Source organism: Desulfitobacterium sp., assembly GCF_035539115.1.
GTDB lineage: Bacteria > Bacillota > Desulfitobacteriia > Desulfitobacteriales > Desulfitobacteriaceae > Desulfitobacterium_A.
Genome location: NZ_DATLJA010000036.1, coordinates 41895 through 62498 on the forward strand (window position 1 = coordinate 41895; position 20604 = coordinate 62498).

The 20604-nt window shown below is 43.1% G+C and carries 14 protein-coding genes; 2 read left to right on the forward strand and 12 right to left on the reverse strand.

All coding sequences use genetic code 11. The annotated features are described in order from the left end of the window. Positions 1 to 219: 219 nt before the first annotated feature. Positions 220 to 1245 carry a hypothetical protein gene (locus VM640_RS06675; RefSeq protein WP_325390644.1) on the forward strand — a complete coding sequence of 342 codons (1026 nt, stop codon included), beginning with the start codon at positions 220 to 222 and terminating at the stop codon, positions 1243 to 1245. A gap of 2 nt (positions 1246 to 1247) precedes the next feature. On the opposite strand, the gene VM640_RS06680 is transcribed toward VM640_RS06675, so the two are convergent. Then, positions 1248 to 3377 (reverse strand): EAL domain-containing protein, encoded by a 2130-nt coding sequence (locus tag VM640_RS06680; RefSeq protein WP_325390645.1) that lies wholly within the window; start codon positions 3375 to 3377, stop codon positions 1248 to 1250. Positions 3378 to 3591: 214 nt separating this feature from the next. Next, on the reverse strand, positions 3592 to 3990 hold the full coding sequence (locus tag VM640_RS06685) for a helix-turn-helix domain-containing protein (RefSeq protein WP_325390646.1): 399 nt from the start codon (positions 3988 to 3990) through the stop codon (positions 3592 to 3594). A 428-nt stretch (positions 3991 to 4418) separates the two neighbouring features. Between VM640_RS06685 and pepT the strand changes: the two genes are divergently transcribed. Beyond that, complete coding sequence (pepT, locus tag VM640_RS06690) at positions 4419 to 5654, forward strand: peptidase T (protein ID WP_325390647.1); 1236 nt, start codon at positions 4419 to 4421, stop codon at positions 5652 to 5654. Positions 5655 to 5757: 103 nt separating this feature from the next. Here pepT and VM640_RS06695 read toward each other — a convergent pair whose 3' ends face one another. From VM640_RS06695 to VM640_RS06740, 10 genes are all read right to left on the reverse strand, one after another. After that, positions 5758 to 7578, reverse strand: coding sequence for a carbon starvation CstA family protein (locus VM640_RS06695; protein ID WP_414647925.1), 1821 nt, complete (start codon positions 7576 to 7578; stop codon positions 5758 to 5760). 401 nt (positions 7579 to 7979) lie between these two features. Next, complete coding sequence (locus VM640_RS06700) at positions 7980 to 9167, reverse strand: MFS transporter (RefSeq protein WP_325390649.1); 1188 nt, start codon at positions 9165 to 9167, stop codon at positions 7980 to 7982. Positions 9168 to 9201: 34 nt separating this feature from the next. Then, positions 9202 to 9819: a GH3 domain-containing protein gene (locus tag VM640_RS06705; protein ID WP_325390650.1), complete on the reverse strand. Its 618-nt coding sequence runs from the start codon at positions 9817 to 9819 to the stop codon at positions 9202 to 9204. Positions 9820 to 9893: 74 nt separating this feature from the next. After that, positions 9894 to 10313 (reverse strand): MarR family winged helix-turn-helix transcriptional regulator, encoded by a 420-nt coding sequence (locus VM640_RS06710; protein ID WP_325390651.1) that lies wholly within the window; start codon positions 10311 to 10313, stop codon positions 9894 to 9896. Between the two features lie 91 nt (positions 10314 to 10404). Further along, positions 10405 to 11265, reverse strand: a complete 861-nt coding sequence (locus VM640_RS06715; protein ID WP_325390652.1) for a hypothetical protein — start codon at positions 11263 to 11265, stop codon at positions 10405 to 10407. A gap of 245 nt (positions 11266 to 11510) precedes the next feature. Next, positions 11511 to 12839, reverse strand: coding sequence for an NrfD/PsrC family molybdoenzyme membrane anchor subunit (gene nrfD / locus VM640_RS06720; protein WP_325390653.1), 1329 nt, complete (start codon positions 12837 to 12839; stop codon positions 11511 to 11513). 81 nt (positions 12840 to 12920) lie between these two features. Beyond that, on the reverse strand, positions 12921 to 13607 hold the full coding sequence (locus VM640_RS06725; RefSeq protein ID WP_325390654.1) for a 4Fe-4S dicluster domain-containing protein: 687 nt from the start codon (positions 13605 to 13607) through the stop codon (positions 12921 to 12923). Next, the gene (locus tag VM640_RS06730) at positions 13604 to 16174 is read right to left on the reverse strand and encodes a molybdopterin-dependent oxidoreductase (RefSeq protein ID WP_325390655.1); all 2571 of its coding nucleotides are present in this window, start codon (positions 16172 to 16174) and stop codon (positions 13604 to 13606) included. The genes VM640_RS06725 and VM640_RS06730 overlap by 4 nt, the downstream gene beginning before the upstream one ends. 343 nt (positions 16175 to 16517) lie before the next feature. Further along, positions 16518 to 18752 (reverse strand): molybdopterin oxidoreductase family protein, encoded by a 2235-nt coding sequence (locus VM640_RS06735; RefSeq protein WP_325390656.1) that lies wholly within the window; start codon positions 18750 to 18752, stop codon positions 16518 to 16520. 9 nt (positions 18753 to 18761) lie between these two features. Beyond that, entirely contained in the window at positions 18762 to 20507 is a 1746-nt protein-coding gene (locus VM640_RS06740) for a sigma-54 interaction domain-containing protein (protein ID WP_325390657.1), read from the reverse strand. Between the last annotated feature and the right edge of the window lie 97 nt (positions 20508 to 20604).

Consider the following 20604-nt stretch of genomic DNA (forward strand, 5'->3'; position numbering starts at 1 on the left):
CTTCTCCTTGTCCCTTTTCTTTACTAAACTCTTATTATATCATATATTATCAATTCAAGAGCAGATATCCACCTCTCATCTTAAACCTGCGTATTTTATTCCAGATTATTTTAGCCTAATATTCCCTTTGGTAAGGCTGTCTAAAAATGATAGAATTAATCTGAGCTTGTAATCTCGTACTAATATTTCAATCATCCAAAAGAACTGAGGGTAAAATTCATGAAAAAAATCATCGCTCTTTTGCTTTTATATTTAATTGCCTACACTTATTCACCCCAAGTTCAAACCGGGATGAAGACACTTTTTCAAAGTGAGCCTGTTCAGCAGACCGTAACTAAGGTCGAAAATTATATTGCCACTCAGGGTTGGGACCAAGTCTGGCAAAATACATTGGGAACCATACTCCAAGTCGTCTCCGGTATAAGTAGTGATAATCCTACCCTAGAAAAATCAATGCGGCTTCTTGAGAAGCATCTTCAGATTCAACTTAACTCGTTACCCTCCGTTAATCCTTCGTCCTTAAAAGAACAGGTATCACCAAAGCTTACCCTCTACGCAGGAGATACAGGGGTAACGGTCGACACACTAAAATCAGCAAGTTCGCTGATCACGACCTACTCGCTACCGATTATCCAAAACAGCATTAATCTTAACCCGAATCGGCTTACAGAAATCGTTTTCTACTCCAATCCACAAATGTACGGCGACGCACTTCTTCGTGCCGGGATCTCCACACAAGAAATCTCGGCCATCGTGAGTCAGACCGGAGGAATTACGGTAAACTCTTCAATTTGGATTCCCTTATTCAACCTTCAAGGAAAAGCTGACCTCGCCAATGTTCTTACCCATGAGCTCACCCATGTTGCGTTCAACCAAGCCGGGATTGGTGCCCAACTTCCCCTTTGGTTCAATGAAGGAACATGCTGGCATAATGGCCTTGCCGCCCAGCAAAAAATAAGCCCCGCTCAAACCAAACTGGAGATCAAAGCCCTTACTACAAGTCTTAAAAAGACTGCGCAAAGCGGAGGACTTTTACCGTTGAGTAAAATCGATCAAGGACTTCTTTCCGCGCCATATAATGTGGAATTTCAAGGGTATCTAGCCACAGAGCATTTGATTTCGCAACATGGCCTCGATCATCTACAGGCGTTCTTGAATCAAGTACAACTGTATGGAGTACAGCAAAGTTTTTTACAGAATTTTGGTCAAACACTAAGCGACTTTGAAAATGGATTCAAGATTTAAGTTTACGTTGTGGTCTTCTTTGATTCACTCGGAACTAAAATTGTGTCCTGATTTTCATGGACAAAATTGAGGAAAATCGTCATATCGCGCGCGGGAAGCGGTCGTGATATGAGATAACCTTGGATCCCCTCACAGGCTTTAACTTTAAGAAATTCGAGTTGGGCTTCTGTTTCTACCCCTTCAACGATTGCTGAATAGTTTAATTCACGGGCCAGCTCTAAGATAGTGGAAACAATCGCACCATTCTCAGAATTACTCAAACTGTCCTGGATAAAGCTCTGATCTACCTTTAAGGTGTCGATTGGGAAGCGTTTTAGATAGTTAAGAGAAGAATAACCGACTCCAAAGTCATCAATAGCAATATGTATTCCTAATTTCTTTAATTGTCCTAACACACGAGACGTAAGCTCGATATCCTGCATGGCCATGCTTTCTGTGATCTCGAGTTCAAGCCAGACTCCCTTCATCCCTTCCTCTTCCAAGATCTCACTGATTCGCTCGACTAAGTCTTCTTGCTGAAGCTGGCGGACAGAGAGATTAACTGCAATACGCAGCGGAGGTAAGCCTTTTTCTTGCCAAGCCACATTTTGTGCTATGGCTGTACGCAAAACCCATTCACCAATCGGAATAATCAGACCAGTTTCCTCCGCAATCGGGATGAATTTTCGTGGTGGAACCAATCCCGTTTCAGGATTCTGCCATCGTATCAAAGCTTCCATTCCGAGAAGTTTACCGCTGGTAACATCGACTTGAGGCTGATAATAGAGCACGAATTCATTCCGATCGAGTCCTTTTCTTAACCGTTGTTCTAATGTTAAACGATCCTGCGCCTGGATATCCATATCCGATTGATAGAGCCAGTAACGGTTCTTCCCATTTTCCTTCGCCTTGTACATCGCCAAATCGGCATAGCGTAAGATCGTTTGCGCATCAATCAGTTTATCGGAAGCAACCGCAATGCCAATGCTAGGGGTTAAGAACAGCTCCAGCCCCTCCAGGATGAAGGGCATCCTGAAAACCCCCAGGATTCGTCGGGCGACGTCCTTAGCTTCTTCAATTCGAATATCCGGAAGAAGTACAGTAAACTCATCTCCACCCATCCGGGCTACTGTGTCCTCTTCCCGAATACACGTTGTAATCCGTCGACCGACCTCTTGCAAAAGCTGATCACCCGCTGCATGTCCTAAGGTATCATTAACATCCTTAAATCGATCTAAATCCAAAAAGAGAACAGCCAGTGTATTATCGTGCCGCGCAGCATGAGCTAAAGCAATTGTTAGGCGATCAAGGAAGAGGTAGCGATTGGGGAGATCTGTCAGCGCATCATAATAGGCTAAATGTTTGATTCGTTCTTCATTTTTTTTGCGTAACGTTAAATCACTGAGAATAGCCGCATATTGTACCGTTTTTCCACAATCATCCTTGATCACACTTATGGTCAGCCACTCGGGGTAAATTTCTCCCGTTCTACGGCGGTTCCAAATTTCTCCCTGCCATTCCCCTTTTTCCAGAAGGAATTTCCACATTTGTCTGTAAAACTCTTGATTATGTTTGCCGGAACTTAAAATTTTGGGATTCTTCCCTAATACCTCTTCAGTGCTATAGCCTGTAATTTCTTGAAAGGATCGATTCGTAAAAATAATGTCGCCCTTATCATCAGTTATCAAAACACCCTCTAAGGTGTTTTCGAAGATTTTAGCCGCCATGCGCATCTCTTCCATGTCCTTACGTCTTTGGGTAACATCCTGCTTGACGGCAATAAAATATAAATTCTGCTCTGGCTCAAAATAAACAGGAGTGATCGTCATTTCTTCTGTATAAAGGGTTCCATTCTTTTTCCGATTAATCATTTCTCCATGCCAAACTTTATTAGCCATAATGGTATCCCATAGTTCTTTATAAAATTCGGTCGGATGTACCTCAGATTTCAAAAACCGCAGATTCTTACCGAAGACCTCAGTCAAACTATAACCCGTTAAGGCAGTAAAGGCTGAATTGGCCCAGTTAATATGACCCTCAGCGTCTGTGATCACGATCGAATTAGCAGCCGCCTCTAACGCCGCTATTTGCAATCGATTAAATTTCTCTTCTTTGAATTTCGAAAGAGACTTTCGTTTGTGTTTTTTTAGCATACTCATCACCTCTCTGACAAGCTAAATGACCTATTATTTTCTTCTTAGGCCGTTAATTTAGAATAATTACTTTAATATTCTTGTTCTTATTATACAAGACCTTGGCACATTTACTACTTGATTTTTTATTAAATTTCTTGTTAAATTTTAATAGAAACAAAAATCCTCACAAAATGTGAGGATTAGCTAATAAAGTTCATATCAAATTTTAACTTTATTTTGCATCCAATAAGGAAGTCTTAGCTATAAAATAAAACTTACGATAAATCTCTTCTTTCTTTTGCTTGGAAAGTTCGGACATTCCAATCGCTTTAAGCGTTTCTTGTAAAAGCGTATGTTGTTCCAGTTCTTCTCGAGCAATAAGTGGAGCTTTACCTAAGCAACTGAAAATATAGTTCTCATCAAGTCCACAGTTTTCCGATAAATTCCGAATAAATTGATCATCTGGAACCTTCTCACCGCGTTCTACCTCACGCAGGTAGGAAGGATTCACTCCCACGTGTACACTTAGTTGCTGGAGCGATATTTTTTTGTGAACTCTATATTCATTAATATATCGACCAATTTCCAAAAGTAATTCTTTATGCTCACTCTGCTCTCTGCTCAAGGCCATATCACTAGCTCTCCTCTGTCCCCTGTCTACAACAGGCATTATTATTAAACTTGAAAATAAATTTATCTTACCCTTTACAGAAACTTTCCTTCGGTAATGGATATAATAATTTTTAGGATAAAATTATGTTGTTTAAATATTGCAAGAATCGTGCCATACTATAATACCATAATATGCACTTCTGCGGGTTACAATTTGTTAACTTTTTGAAATAAGAGTTAACTTCGCGTTAACTCTGTGAACTATGATGAATATTTTGATGAATATTTTTAAATAATTTTTCGGGGCATTCCATACTTTCACAGCTCAATTCCTATATAATAGTAACTGTCGTCATTAAGATAACTTTAATAAAACATTATCTTAGTATTAAATTTAATAACAATTATAATGGTATTAATTAAAAGAATATAAGTGGAGGTTAGCACATGTCCAATGTAATTAAACGTTTTCTTAAATATGTTCAGATTGATACCCAATCAAATGAAGTTTCGACCTCGGTTCCAAGCACCACGAACCAACTTAATTTAGGCAGAGTACTGTTTGATGAACTCAAAAGTTTAGGGTTGCAAGGGGCAAAATTGGATGATAAAGGATATGTTTATGCCACCCTTCCCGCCAATGTAACTCAAACCGTTCCAGCAATCGGTTTCATCGCTCATATGGATACAAGCCCGGACATGTCTGGACGCGACGTTAAACCTCAGCTCATCGAAAACTATCCTGGTGGAGACATTGTTTTAAATTCTAAACAAAACCTTATGATTTCAGTAGAAGCATTTCCCGAACTGAACCAATACATTGGAGCCACCTTGATCACCACAGATGGAACAACCCTACTTGGGGCAGATGATAAGGCCGGTATCGCGGAAATTATGGCCGTACTAGAATATTTAACTGAGCATCCCGAGCTTCCACATGGCAAACTTTGCATCGCATTTACACCAGATGAGGAAATTGGTCGCGGTGCAGACCATTTTGATGTTGAAGGCTTTGGCGCAGAATTTGCCTATACGGTTGATGGCGGACCGCTTGGCGAATTGGAATATGAAAATTTTAATGCAGCTAAAGCTGTGGTTAAAGTACATGGTCGCAATGTTCATCCCGGAAGTTCAAAAGGTAAGATGATTAACTCACTGCTTCTAGCCAATGAGTTCATTCTACTTCTTCCTCCGCAGGAGACTCCTTCACATACGGAAGGGTATGAAGGATTCTATCATCTAAACAGCATTCAGGGGGATGTTGAGGACACTGTTCTTGACTATATTCTCCGTGATTTTCAGAGTGAAGGCTTGGAAAACCGTAAAAAGACTGTGCAACAAGCGATTGTACAGTTACAGAAAAAATACGGTGAAAACTCTTTTACGTTAGAAATCACGGATCAGTACCAGAATATGCGCGAAAAAATCGAGCCTGTGATGCATATCGTGAAGACCGCTCAGCACGCGATGGAAGAGGTTGGAGTCAAACCCGATATTCGCCCGATTCGCGGAGGTACAGACGGAGCGCGTCTTTCGTTCATGGGCTTGCCCACCCCTAACCTCTTCACAGGCGGACATAATGCCCACGGTAAATATGAATTCATCCCAACCTTTGCTCTTGAAAAAGGAGTCGAAGTCATCCTTAAAGTAATCGAGATCTACACCAAAGCCGCGATTCGTTAGGTTTCAGTGATACAACTTAAGAAAAACGAAGAATATGGAAAAGACGAAGGATCAAAGAAATAATTTTCTCATCCTTCGTCTTTTCATTTAATCGACTCTCGAATTATTTACCGGTAATACTACTCGCCGGCAAAGAAATTGTAGCAGTAGGATGTCCAGCTTTACGTTCAGCAATAATTTCAAACCATTTGCGAACTCCATCAATAAGGATGACCGCAGCCAACACCAACATGATGACGATGAGTCCCACCTTTACGTAATCATGAGCCGGCATATATTGATTCATCATGGACCATAATCCAGCATAGAAAACCGTTACTACCATGTAAGTAAAAGGTACAAGCGTAGTCCAAGCATAAATCATCTTTTTGGAGTTTCTTAAAATTATTGTTGTGCCAATTGACAATACGATGGTCGCCAATAACTGGTTAGATACACCAAAGATTGGCCAAATCGAAGAAACATTCCCTCCCCACAGCATATAACCCCAAGCTCCAGATATAGCTGCACTGGTAATAATTACTCCAGGCCACCAATGAATACTAGAGAAGGGTTTATAGACATAACGTCCCAAGAAATCTTGAAGAATATAACGACCAACCCGGGTTCCAGCATCAATAGTCGTTAAGATAAAGAGGGCTTCAAACATGATTCCAAACTGATACCAATATTTCATCAAATTGGTTCCTAACATTTGCGAGAAAACGTGGGCCATTCCAACGGCTAAGGTCACAGCGCCTCCTGTACGTCCTGCTAAATCCATGCCCACCATAGAGGATAAGCTCTGAAGATCTACTGTTTGCATATTTAAGGTCGCAAAGACCTTAGGCGCTGTATTGATAGCGAAATAGTCTCCCGGTTGCAGCACGGTTGCAGCAATTAAGGCCATAATCGCAACAAAGGCTTCCATGAGCATTCCGCCGAAGCCCACGATTTGGATATCTTTTTCGCTATTGATAATTTTAGGAGTAGTTCCTGAACTAATTAGAGCGTGGAAACCTGAAATCGCGCCACAGGCGATGGAAATACTCACGAAGGGCCAAATCGGGCCTTTAACAATCGGACCATTTGCCGTCCGAGCAAATTCCGTTATAGCAGGCATTACGATTTGGGGATGGACCCAAATAATCCCGACTGCTAACATTAAGATTGTACCAATTTTCAAATAACTACTGATATAATCACGCGGTGCCAAGAGTAACCACACTGGCAAAATCGCAGCGACCAGACCATAAACGGGAAGAATAATCCACATCATCTGTTCTGACCAGTTAAATATAAATCCGAACCCTGACGAAACGACGGCTTGGCCTGCCCAAATGCTCAAAAAGACAAGTGCAACACCCAGTGCCGATGCTTCCCCGATCTTTCCGGGGCGAATTTTATACATATAAAGTCCAACTAAAAGGGCGATTGGAATAGTCATGGTGATAATAAAGGAGCCCCAAGGATTATTTTTCATTGCACCAACGATAACAACCGCCAAGCCTGCCATCGCGAGTACGAGAATGAAGAGAATAGCAATACCAGTAGTTAGACCTGATACCTTACCAATTTCTTCTTTCGCAATTTCTGAAAGTGAACGTCCATTATAACGAACAGAGGCAAAAAGAATAATCATATCATGAACTGCACCACCCAGAACTGCTCCCACTAAAATCCAGATTGCTCCTGGTAAGTAACCAAATTGAGCGGCTAGAACAGGTCCAACAAGAGGCCCAGCACCCGCGATTGCTGCAAAATGGTGGCCAAAAACAACCCATTTATTTGTCGGGACAAAGTTTTGTCCATCATTTAAGCGGTGGGCTGGCGTAATTCGATTTTCATCAATAACCAATACTTTGGTGACCATAAATGCACCATAGAATCGATAAGCAAGCATAAGAATACACGCGGCTGCAATGACTAGCGTCAAAGCATTCATGAACATTCACCAACTTTCTTCTATTAATTACACATAAAAAATCCGTAATATTACGTAGTCGCAGAAGATTCCGATAATAGAAAAGTCCATAATCTTTTTTTCAAAACTAAAACGAAATAATAATAGCAATTAATTCACCCTGGCAAATAAGTAATCTCTATCCTCCCCTCTCTTTATGGACATTTTCTAAGCTAAACTTACCATAAAGCTAAAAAACTGTCTACATTTTTTTGAATAATTTAGACTTGTACCATAACAGTTTTAGTATCTGACATAAGGTTCCTCCTTTATGAAGATAGAAATAAAGCCTAGTTCAGCCATACGGCTGAACTAGGCTCACGCAAAATCAGTAATTTCCATTTTATCTTTGAGAATTATTTACTTCCTATTTTATTAACCTCTTAAGATTCTTGTCTAAGGGGAGTCGATTTATTTTCAAAACTATTAAGCTTACGACCCGCCACTAAAACAACTCCCAAAAGAAGGATCGCTCCTGTGATATAGGGTAACCCCATATATAACCCGTATAGAGCCCCGCCCATTATAGGTCCAAGAATCCGTCCCAGACTACCAAAGGATTGAAACAAGCCGAGCGAAGCTCCTTGACCTTGGCTGCCTTGTTTCGTCACTAGACTCGAACTCGTTGGACCCATTAAGGAATTCCCAACCATGAAAAGGATCGTTGCAAGGACTAATGTCACCGTATTAGGAGCCAATAAAATCAGAAAAAGTGAAATGGCACAAAAATAAGCCCCTGTTTTAACCAAATTGGCATCACCAAACCGTTTCACTAACTGCCCGATCAACCCGCCTTGTACGATAACTCCGAATATCCCAAGAATAGTGAAGGTTGTTCCCATTTCTTTCGGTCCAAATCCAACCTTAGCCGCTGCTAATAAGGCAAACGTAGTTTCAAACATGGCCATAGCAAAGCTGAGGACAAAGTTGAAAATGTATAATGCAAATAGCGGATCTTTCACTATTTCGATGCTGAAATGAGGAATTTTTTTATTTGAAGGTTTGCTTGATTTTTGTAAAGTCTCCGGTAATAAGGCCAAAGCAAACGGGAGAACGGCTAATGCTAAGGCACCTGCGACAAAGAAGGGTGTTGTAAAACTTGAATGACCCAACCATCCGCCGAGAGCCGGTCCAAAGATCATCCCCATCCCCATTGCCGCACCAACCATCCCCATACTTTTGGAACGGTCAGCACCTTCAGTAATATCGGCTAAATAAGCCATACTCGTGGGTAAAGTTGCAGAGGAGATCATCCCCGATAAAGCTCGGATGGCGATAAGGAGCCAAAGATTGTGTGCGAAGCCAAAAAGGAAAAAAGTGAGTCCATAGCCACTCAAACCAATAAGAATGACTGGCCTACGCCCAATCCGATCTGAGAGACGTCCCCAAAACGGAGCGAAGAAAAATTGCATAATGGAGTAGGCAGACATGAAGAGTCCAAGAGAAATAGCATTTCCTCCAAGATCCTGAACCAAGAACGGTAGGATCGGAATAATAATTCCAAAACCGACCATCACTAAAAACTGAATGATCAACAAGATAATCATCGGGCGTACATATGATTTCTCCATAAGTTTCATGATCTCCTATTCTCTATCCTCTATTCTAGTTCTTGATCGCTACACGATTGTCTTCAAGGAGTGCGATTAGCTGTGCATCCTTAACCAAGCGGGGAATTTTCACCTGGTTAAGGGACGCACCCCGTCGAAGCAATTCCTGACGTAGTTTAGCAAACGTTCCTGGCTGTACTTTATCCATTTTCAGGGAGATGATCCGGTTTCCTTCAATACCCGCTCGATAACGGGGATTCATCTCTTCAAGGTAATGTTCAAGGTTTGTCTGAAAGGTTTTAATATCAGAAGAAGCGATTTCAACATAGAAATGATAATGCCCTACAGCTTCCTTCATAAACTCAAGGCTTGGGCTTTGATGATAATACCCTACCACTTTGACCACATCCTCGAGACGATAACGGTAAAATCCCGAGAAATTGGTCACAACAATTTCATACATTTCACCGACTCGTAAATCCTTTAGTTCAAGGGTAGAAGGTTTCGAAGAATCGGACTCTTTGATTGGAATAAATTCATAGTAAGCTGATCGAGGCGTGATAACATAGGTTGCTTCATTAACGTTAACTGCTAAGCCTATCAGGGCTTCCGTGGCCCCATAGACCGCTGAATAAACGGGTAATTTTCCAGAATAGTAATTTAGTTTGTCCAATCTGATCCGCCGCAAAAGCATAAACAACGTTCACGATTTTCTCAAAAAAGCTCATTATTCTACTCCCTGTTTTTCTATCTCAAATCTGATACTTCGTCAAGCACCTGAAGGTAACGAATTAGGTGTTGATTAAGGAGTTCAATCTCCTCTTCACCTAACCGATTTAATATGTGTTGATGAATCGTGGAAAGTCTCTGATCGAAAAAAGCCAATTGACTCTCTCCTTCTTCCGAAAGCTTGATCAACACCAGTCGTCGATCCTGATCACTTCGTTCGCGAGTGATCAATCCCAGTTTATATAATCGATCGACAAACCCGGTCACCGCCCCTAGTGTAATATCGTATAGTTTAGCGATCTCTGACGGTGTACAGCTCTCTTGCCGTTTAAGATACATAAGAAAATGAAATTGATGAAGAGAAATCTTTTCTTCAGTAGGTATGAGAAATTTTTGATATTTTTGTCCTATTGAGTGTATTACACTATCAGTCTCCATTAAATTAGATATCATCATTAGCACCTCGATCCTCGGTAAATTATATGCCGCACTAATAGTTTATGTCAATAACTAATTATGTAAAAATATGTTAAGTTAGTTTCAAAGGATTAAACTTTTTTTCTGATTGGGGTTCAAATTCTAGGCAGCTTGGAAATATAATTTCCAGGATCTCTTCAAATTTTGAATTCTCGAGGTCGTCATTCACAAGATAAATTGGAAATCGATCCGCTCTAAAGGGTGTCTGTAGTCTGATCCATTGCTCTAGGGTCTGTGTCCCCTGACCTCCGATCGACTTTTCAAGTCGGGTGTAATAAGCAGATAAGGCGTTTGGCTCTAGCTCAGCAGCTTGACCATAACCGTCACGTTGTCGAGCATAGAGCTGGAGCACATATCGTCGTTTCTCTTCATCCCATTCTGGATGATTCTGAAAGAGGTAAACATTAGCGAGCGTTTCTTCTATACAATCTTGCGTTCCCCACATCGGAGCATAGACTTCCTTTTTATAACGTGGGTAGTGCGACAATGCGCTGGTTCGGCCTAATGCGAAGCAAGAACGAGTCCCTCGCTCAGCATAACGTTCAACAAGGTAATGAAAGGCCCCATGAGATTGGACACATTCTAAGGCAAATGCATGAGCTTTACCTAAAGATAACCCTGTCGTTTCCAGGATATTTATGAGCAAGGCTGCAAAAAAGCGTGCATATATGTAAAGTCCAAATTCAGTCCCATTGAAATGATAAGGCCGATAGGTGGCAACCATGTCGAAATTTTCACAACGCTGTTCATTAAAATACTTATCCGCCCAGTTGAAGTTTTTCTTAAACCAAGATAAGGGTTTTACTCGAAGTCTTCTAAGTACCGGCTTAGGAAGTTCTAAGGTTTCCCAGTCTGGAATAGCATAACATTCCTCAGACTTTTCTTCTTTTACTCCGATTTTTAAACTCTTCAATAGTAGCTCCACCCTTCCCCCTGCATTCTGAAATGCTAAGTTGCTTAGTAAACATTATGCAAGGGAAAGGGCTAGAATTCTTAGTATTCTTTATCCTACGATGAAACCTTTATTTCATAAGCGAAAACTGCGACAGATCGGGATCATGGGGCTAGCAGTCTGGGAATTTTAGAATATTACAAAGAGTGAAGGCAGCTTCCTATTAGAAGTAGCCTTCACTCTTTTCACCACTTGTAATTTAAAATTTAATGTTTTTCGGGCAAGAAAGCATAGAGTTTAAGCGCTAGGGAAACCACAAACGTCACAATGCCAAACGGTAAAATCGCGAGCAAGCCTTCGACCAAACTTGGTACGTAAGACCAGGAGGTAACAAAGGACGGCATCCCATCGCGCAATTGACCTACCGAGATTGGGTATGCCCAGCTCTCAATTCCAGCTGCAGGTAAGCTTAAAGTTAAAGGAATCGCGTTAAAGGCTGGGAACATGAGCATCATTCGATGGGCGAATACGCCACTAAAGAGAAGAACACTGCCAAAGATTAGTGATTGGTAAGAACGTTTGCCCCGGGCAGAGAAGAAATAAAACATCGTAAAACCTGGGAGAAGGAGTTCTGTGGCATAAACTAAACTATAACGGCCAAAGAGCAGAGAGAAAAGTTCATGAGCCTCCTGTTTCCCCCACCAACCATGGATCACAAGATCGACAAAGACAAAGAAAAAGTGAACTACGAGCGCGCCAGCAACGATACTGGCTAAGATTTTAAAGGCGTCGTTGTATTCTGTGAACCGTTCTTTGCCGGCTACCAATAAGCCAATGAGCATGACTAAGGCAGTGCCTGAGGCTATCGCCACTGCGATAAAATCAGGAGGAAGAATCGCCGTATTCCACCAACCGCGCGAAGCCTGTGTCGCAAAGATCAACGCTGTGACTGTGTGAAGCAGGATCGCAAAGGGAAGACCAATCAATGAGATTCGTTTGGACCATTTTTTAGAAAACTTTTGCACTTCTTCAAGGGAGCGACTTTTAGTCCAGCCATTGAAGAAACCCCGTCCCTCACTTTTCCAATCAGGTAATAGTTGAACATAAACACTTAAAAAAGTGACAACCATATAAGCGCTGATCACCATCACATCCCACACCAGTGGGGAGCGAAAGTTTGGATGAAAAAAGATATTAAGAATTCGATCGATTCTCCCCATATCCGGCAAAATCATCGCTCCCGCTGCCAGAACACTGGCAAAGGCGGAGAGAGAGGCAATCCGGGTGAAGGGTTTGAGTTTTTCGAGATCAAATAGATAAACCGAAGAGGAAACGATTAAACCCCCTGCTGCAATCCCGACGAAAAAAGCAAATGTGGCAATATATAACCCCCAGCTAAAAGGGTTTCGCATATTCGTCACAATCAAACCTTGACTTAACTGATAGCCCCAGGCTGATAGTGAAATGAGTATGGCGATAATTGATATGCCGATTACTTTATTCAAGGGTTTTTCTGTCAGATTTTTAGGTCGTAATCCTAAAGGATTTACCGCACCGATATTGCTGAACGCTGCGGGTTGCGAATCTACTCTCATATTTCACACTCCCTCATATTTTTTTGACAACCTCAGCCTTTCCCTCCTGTTTTTTTGAGGGGAAGGCTTTAACTTCCACTCTTAGCGATTAGGCTTACTGGCTGGTAGATAATAGACCTTAGGCTGAGTCCCGAGTTCTTCCTTCAAACGTATGGCTTGCCGCTCGCGGATGAGACGGCTGACTTCAGATTCGGGGTCATCTAAATCGCCGAAAAATCGTGCTTTCGCGGGGCAGGAACGAACACAAGCAGGGAGCTCTCCTTTAGAGGTATATTGAAAACAGAAGGTACACTTCTCCACGACGCCTACCGGGCGACTTGGCGTATAGACCAACTGCCCCTCTTTATCCCGAACATCAGTGGGATAACCATACTCATACCCTTGTTCATATCCAACCCGTGCTTTCGCTTTCTTGGGATCTTCCCAATTGAATTGGCGAACATTATAGGGGCAGGCAGCGAGACAATAACGACAACCGATGCATCGATCATAGTCAACGAGAACCACGCCTCGTTCATCCGTATAAGTCGCTCCGACGGGACAGACTTTTTCACAGGGCGCATTATCGCACATTTGACAGGAGACTGGGAGAAAGTTCATTTGCAAATGCCCATCATTACCCACGGCGGCTTGGTGAAATTCACTACCTGGAGTGAAAACGCGGTTCCACCAGATGCCTGGGGGTTGAGCATTATGGGATTTACACGAGACGGTGCACGTACGACACCCTATACATTTATCTAAATCGATGACCATACCGAGTCTCATTGAGCATCACCCACCTTTCTCACATCACAGAGGCATTCATTCCAGGCCGTATTAGGCGCCCAGATTCCAGGGACGAAATAAACTTCATTAGTCGGTTTGATAAAAGGATAGGTTAAGGAATTATAGGACTGCCCTTTAAGGTAACGGGCCCACCATCCTTCTTCAAACACAGCGACTTTACGTCCAACACCAGGATCCACAACCGCAAATACGGTTAAGGTTCCGCGATCATTATAAAGCTCAACGGTGTCTCCTTCTTTAATCCCCTTCTCCGCGGCGTCTTGGGGATTTAACCAAACACGAGGCTTACCATCTTGAAGTTCATTCATCCAAACATTGTTGGAATGGGTGGAGTGCACCCGATAAATCGCGTTGCGCGTGATATAGGCAAAAGTGTATTTCTCCTTGGCCTGCGGATTTAAAGCATATTCACTTTCTACAAAGGGAGGTTTGTGAGTCGGTAAGGCTTCGCCGGCCTGTAAAAAAGCATCCTCATCTTTATAAAATTCAATGCGACCCGATTTAACAAACTGTGCCGTCTGCTCGATTTTCGCGGGCAGGCTAACCGGTGGGAAAGGCTTTTTATTCTGAATCTGGTCGTAGAAAGGAATCTGACGGTTGCCGGGAACCGTGGATTTAAGCCGGACCGGTCCTTTCTTCAATTGTTCAAGGGTAATTCCCGCAACGTTTGGTCCCCCCGTTTGTAGAAGAAGTTCAATAACTTTTTCTGCCGCTTGATTCTCATCAAGTCCAGGGTAGAAGTACTTTTCGAAATCCGGATTATATCGTTTAGCCAACTCCCGGATGATCCATAGTTCGGATTTTCCTTCGTAGAGAGGTTTGATGGCAGGCTGTTGAAGCTGTAAGAAAGGATGCACAGGTGTAGCAACCATCTCTGTTTTTTCATACCAGGATACAGCAGGTAAGACGACATGACTGTACTCAGTGGTTGTTGTTTTCTGGAAGTCCATCGTCACAATTAATTCCAAATCACCTTTATCTACCATGTCGCGAAGTTTATTTGCCATATTATGCTGGTCGAAAGGGTTTCCCCAACCAAGGACAAGTGCCTTAATTCCGTTTTTCGGCCATTTCGCTTTCATCGTTTTGGTCGGACCGTTTAAGACATAAAGGAAAGGTACCCAATTTTGCGCCCGTCCTTCAGGTGTCCACCATTCGGCAAGCTTAAAGCGGATTCGGTATTGCCCAGCATAGGTGGAAATTCCTGTTCCGGGTTTACCAATATTTCCGGTGAGTACGGGCAGCAAAGCCAGGGCACGACCTTTTAAGTCACCATGATACCATTGGTAGTTACTCGCACCATAAATGACATGAAGGGCTTTTGCTGTTGCCATTTCATGAGCCACTTTTTTCAGGGTCTCTGGTTTAATTCCGGATTCCTGTTGGACATATTCAGGGGTATACTTCGCCAAACTTTCTTTTAGCAATTGGAAGGTTGGTTTGGCTTTCACCGTTTCTCCTGTCTTTAAGGGAACCTCCACTTCTCCTTCAAGAAGCGTATCGAGCGGTAAGTCCAGTTTTTCAGGGTTAACGATAATAAATTGCCCATTATAAACAACATAAGCCTCACGATAAGTCGGCACATCAGCAGGCTTTACAAGCCCTTGAACCTCATCGGCTTTAATCCGTTTTCCGTTATCAGTACGAATAAGGATCGGTAAATCCGTAAAGGTACGAATAAAATCGGCCTTATACAGATTTTCTTCGACAATAATTTTGGCAATACCTAACCCAACGGCTGCATCAGAGCTCCCGTTGATTTGGACCCACTCATCTGCCTTCGCAGCCGTAGGACTGTAGTTGGGGTCAAAGACCACCATTTTGGCGCCTTTATTGCGTGCTTCAACCAAGAAATGCGCATCCGGCAAACGGGTAGCCATGATGTTGGAACCGAAGACTGCAACATAGCTGGAATTTAACCATTCTGCAGGTTCGAGTTCTTCCGACTGAACCCCAAAGGTCATCGGCCAAAACATAGGAAGGTCCCCATTTTGATCGTAAGCATGATGGAGACTCCAGCCTGCCAGCGTAGCTAGACGAGAAAACGCACCTTTATGGACATAACCTGTCCCTCCAACCTGGAAGGCTACTCCAATAGATTCAGGGCCATACTTTTCGGCAATTTCTTTTAACCGTTGAGCCGTAAAATCAAGGGCCTCATTCCAGCTCGCTTCTTGTAACTCATCTTTTCCCGCTTTTCCCTTTTGGATGAGCGGAGTCTTTAACCGATCTGGACCATAGATCAGATTCATCATCGAGAGTCCTTTGAGACAACCCCGCGGATTGTATTCTGGGTCAGGATAATCAGCCGCTTGAATAATCGATTTGATTTGATCATTTTCCACGACCGCGTTCATTCCGCACGCCCCTGTACAATTTGGGGAGCAGGTCGTACGCACTGTCTTAAGATTGGGTACGCCTACCTCTCCTGAAGCATAAGCCTTTTGTGTTAAAGCGACAGCTCCGCCGCCCCCTAAGAGTACTCCAGTAGCAGTAGCCGCTTTTAGAAATTGACGACGCGACAACTTCATTTTACTTTTACCCACTCGATATACCTCCACTTCTTACTCATTTACCTAAAGCATTATTTAGTAAGTCATAATATTAAAATGTTATGACTTATTTCCTGCCCTTGCTTGAAAACTTTCTCACTTAAAGGGTCAGACGTTGTAAATATAAAAGCAAGATTCATGCCAAGAGCGATCTCAATTTGACAAGAAAACAGACTTTTCTCGAAACAGTGATGATAGGCGAACTTGATGCTTTTGAGATCTATCGATTAGAAGGGCTAATACGTGTTATAAATCTTCAATTTCGGGAAAACAAGAATTAGTCCTCTACAAAACACGAAAACCCTCTAATATATTAGAGGGTTTTCGAAAAATTATTTCAGGTTAATTTTACTATCTTATCAATTCGGCAAGACGCGACTTTAAAAATAGGTTGTTTCGAGAGTGGGTCTACCCAATTTAAAGTCAAGTGATTAGCTGCCTGTTTAAGATGGGCTTCACTTGGGTCTAAATCTCCAAAATGAAAGGGAACAAAAATCTGTCCAGGACTAACACTGTTTTTTATATGAGCTGAAACGATGATCCAGCCTCGCCTTGAGGTTAAACGGATCTTCTCGTCGTCTTGAATCCTAAGCTTTTGCGCATCCTCTGGATTAATTTCGACAAACCCTTCGGGAGCAGAAATATCTAACTCAGCTACACGCTTAGTTTTCGTCCGGGTATGATATTGTTCAATAATCCGCCCCGTGTTGAGCCAAAAAGGAAACTGAGCATCCGGAATTTCAGGAGGTTCCTGATAGGGAATTCCCCAAAGCTTGGCTCGACCTGCCGGATGATTAAATGCTCCATAGGCCTGCGAGATCTCTGGAGCTGTGTTAAAACGCCCTTCAGTATATAATCGTTTAGCTTGAATTATTCCGTCAGGCTCCCCGTTAGTGCAGGGCCAAACCATCCCCTGCTCCCGTTCGATCTGCGCATAACTCATCCCTGACATATCATTCGGACGTCCTTGAGAAAGGCATTGCCACTCTTGAAACGCTTCTTCGGTATTTCTCCAGGAGAAAAGCGGTTCTGCCCCAAGACGCTTGGCAACCGCCTGAATAATTTCAAAATCTGATTTTCCTTCACCCGGAGGTTCGACGGCTTTACAAGCGAGATTGACTCGGCGTTCAGAATTAGTAACGGTTCCAGTCTTCTCTCCCCATTGGGCGGCGGGAAGAAAAATATCCGCGTACTTCGCAGTCTCCATCGGATAATAGACATCCTGAACCACGAGGAAAACCTTGTCTAATAATTCCCGCACATAACCTTGATCGGGTAGAGAGACGGCCGGATTCGTCCCCATCGTCCATAAAAAGTTGAGTTTTCCTTGCTCAATTGCTTTAAACATGCTCATAATATCTTGAACTTGGGTCGGCAGAACTTGAGAATCAATTCCCCAAAACTCAGCGACTTCTTGTCGGTGCTTAGGATTGGCTGGATTTCTGTACCCGGGAAGGTAAGTATTTCCTCCCACTTCCCGATTACTCATGGCTGAGGATTGCCCGGTTAAGGAAAAAGGTGCACATCCCGGTTTACCAATCTTACCGGTAATCAAGTGCAGCGAACTGATTAAGGTTACAGTATCTGTTGCTGACATACTCTGATTGACGCCTTGGCAAAAGAGCGTAGTCGCCGTCTTGGCACGGCCAAAAATACGTGCAGCTTCAACGATCTTCTCGGCAGGTACACCAGTCAAGCTTTCCCCAATCTCTGGGGGATAAGCTAAAACGGTTTGGCGCAATTCCTCAAATCCAAAGGTGGAGTTTCGAATATAGTCTAAATCCAGAAGGTCTTCCTTAAAAATCACATACATGAGACTGTTCAGCAAGGCCACATTACTCCCTGGACGAAGCGCTAGATGCAAATCTGCGACCTCGGCAGGTAGAGTTAACCGCGGATCAGCGACAATGATCGTGCAGCCCTCCCTTTCACGATGATTGAGAATGCGTTGCCAGAGTTGTGGATGCATTTCCGCCGGATTTGCCCCGAAAATCAAAAGAACCTCGGCCTGATCTAAGTCGTCGTAACACCCTGGGGGGCCATCTGTACCAAAGGAACGAATATACCCCTGAACGGCGGCCGACATACATAGCCGGGTATTCGAATCAATATTCGGCGTTCCAATCACCCCTTTGGCAAGCTTCCCTAGGGCATAATATTCTTCTAACAAGAACTGGCCGGTATGATAAATGCCTACAGCTTCCGGACCCACTTGCTCTAAATTCGCTTTAATCTTTTCCGTCAGTAAAGACAAAGCTTCCTCCCAAGATGCAGGAACAAGCTCTCCATTTTTGCGAATCATCGGCGTGGTTGCCCGTTCTGGATGATCAAGCACCTTCCATTCATACAATCCTTTAACACAAAGATGCCCTCGATTTACTGGGGAATCGGGATTTCCTTCGACGGCTACAGCTTTGCCATCCTTCACACCGATATAGAGCCCACACCCCACCGCACAATAACCACACGTGGAATAAACCCATTCATCCGGAACTTGATCGCTGGAGGAACGTGTTACAAACCGATCCTGAAGGATCGACAGCGCTGATTTGATACTTGTTTCCTTATCCATAAGTCCTCCCTAGTGTCCGGTGATATTATATTTTTTAAGTTTCTGGTATAACCCCGAAACGTGGATTCCCAAAATTCGAGCTGCTTCTTGTTTATTGCCTTGGCTAAGCTTGAGCGACTGCAAAATCGTATTGATTTCAGCCTGCGACACAGCTTGTTCCAGGGAAATCTCACGACGGTTTGAATTGGAACTAGTAACTGTCTCTAAGCGCAACTCTGAAGAGCACTGTGAATTGGGGATGTGTTTCACAAAATCCCCTGGCAGATGCTCGAGGCTGATCACCTTTTCTCCAGGTTCGAGGAAGTTAAACGCGTACTCTAAAACATTCTCTAGTTCACGAACATTACCTGGCCAATTATATTTTGAAAAGAGTTGCCGCACTTCAGGACTGAGTTCATTAACCTTCAAGGAGTATTTATGGTTCAGTTTTTGCATAATGCTTGCCGTCAATTTGGGTATATCCTCGTTTCGTTCCCGTAGAGGTGGAATATGCAGCTTGATGACTGCCAAGCGATAATACATGTCTAACCGAAACTTTCCTTCATCAATCGCTTGCTCTAAATTTCGGTGAGTTGCAGCCAACACCCGCACATCGACATTCAATGTTTTGCAGCCGCCTACACGTTCAAACGATTTTTCTTGCAGAACACGTAGAATTTTCGCTTGCATGGCTGCAGGCATATCCCCGATCTCGTCCAGGAAAATCGTGCCTCCATCCGCTAATTCAAATTTACCCGATTTTCCCCCTTTAGCGGCTCCTGTAAAGGCACCCTCCTCATAACCAAAAAGCTCAGACTCCAATAAATTATCAGGAATCGCTGCACAATTGATCTTGATAAATGGCTCGTTACTCCGGTGACTCAGATTGTGGATCACTTGCGCGATCAGCCCTTTACCAGTCCCACTTTCCCCCGTAATCAGAACATTGGCATCATGGAGAGCCACACGTGCCGAGACCTGTTTGATTTTTTTCATCACTGGCGTATCCCCAATGATCTCCTCTAAGGGAGAAGATAATCGACGAATTTCCTGTAGCTCCTCCTTGTAAAAAAGGAGTTTGCTTTCCAAAAGCTGAAATCGGTCGAATAACTCCTTAACATGATATTTTTCCAAGCGCTCCCGATTCAGAATTTTGCTTAAGCCACCCACGAGTTCCTTCTCGCAATAAATGGGAGCTTCAGAAAGGAAAAAGGATGACCCTTGAAATTTCACTTCCATTCCTCGAACAGACTGACCTGTACGCAGGACATCACGGACTCTGGAAAAGGGTAAAATCTGTAGAAGGGAAACTCCGCGAGCCGGTTGACAAGAAATTCCAAGTGTTTCTTGGTACTCCCGGTTTAGCATCACAATACGCCCCTGGCGGTCAACTACAGCAATCCCAATGGGGAGATCCCCAAGAATGCTTTCATAAAGACTGAGCAAAGTGTTCAGCTGCGGATTATCCGCTTCTTGATTCACAAGGGATGGTTTAGCATGCCAATAGACGGCAACACCCAAAAATTTCTCGTCCTTGCAGATCGGACAGTAATGAAGGGTCGCTTTTTGTTTCCAGATCATCAGGTCCTGGGTAAGAACTTGATGAGAGGTTAGTACCTCTAGTAACCGGGTCTCAGGGAAGACCTCCGTAAGGCGACGTCCCTGAGCATTTCCCGGTAAAACTTTAAGGGCCTGCGCGACCGAATTATCAATAAAAGTTATGATTCCTCGTTCATTAACTAAGAGCATACCCTCGCCAACAAATTCTTGTTGCACAATCTCACCTCGTTTATCCGATGGTCGATATTCTTTAATTCGTAATTATTTGAGGAAATCCTTTTTCGTTTTGACAAAAACAGAAGCCGACATCCCT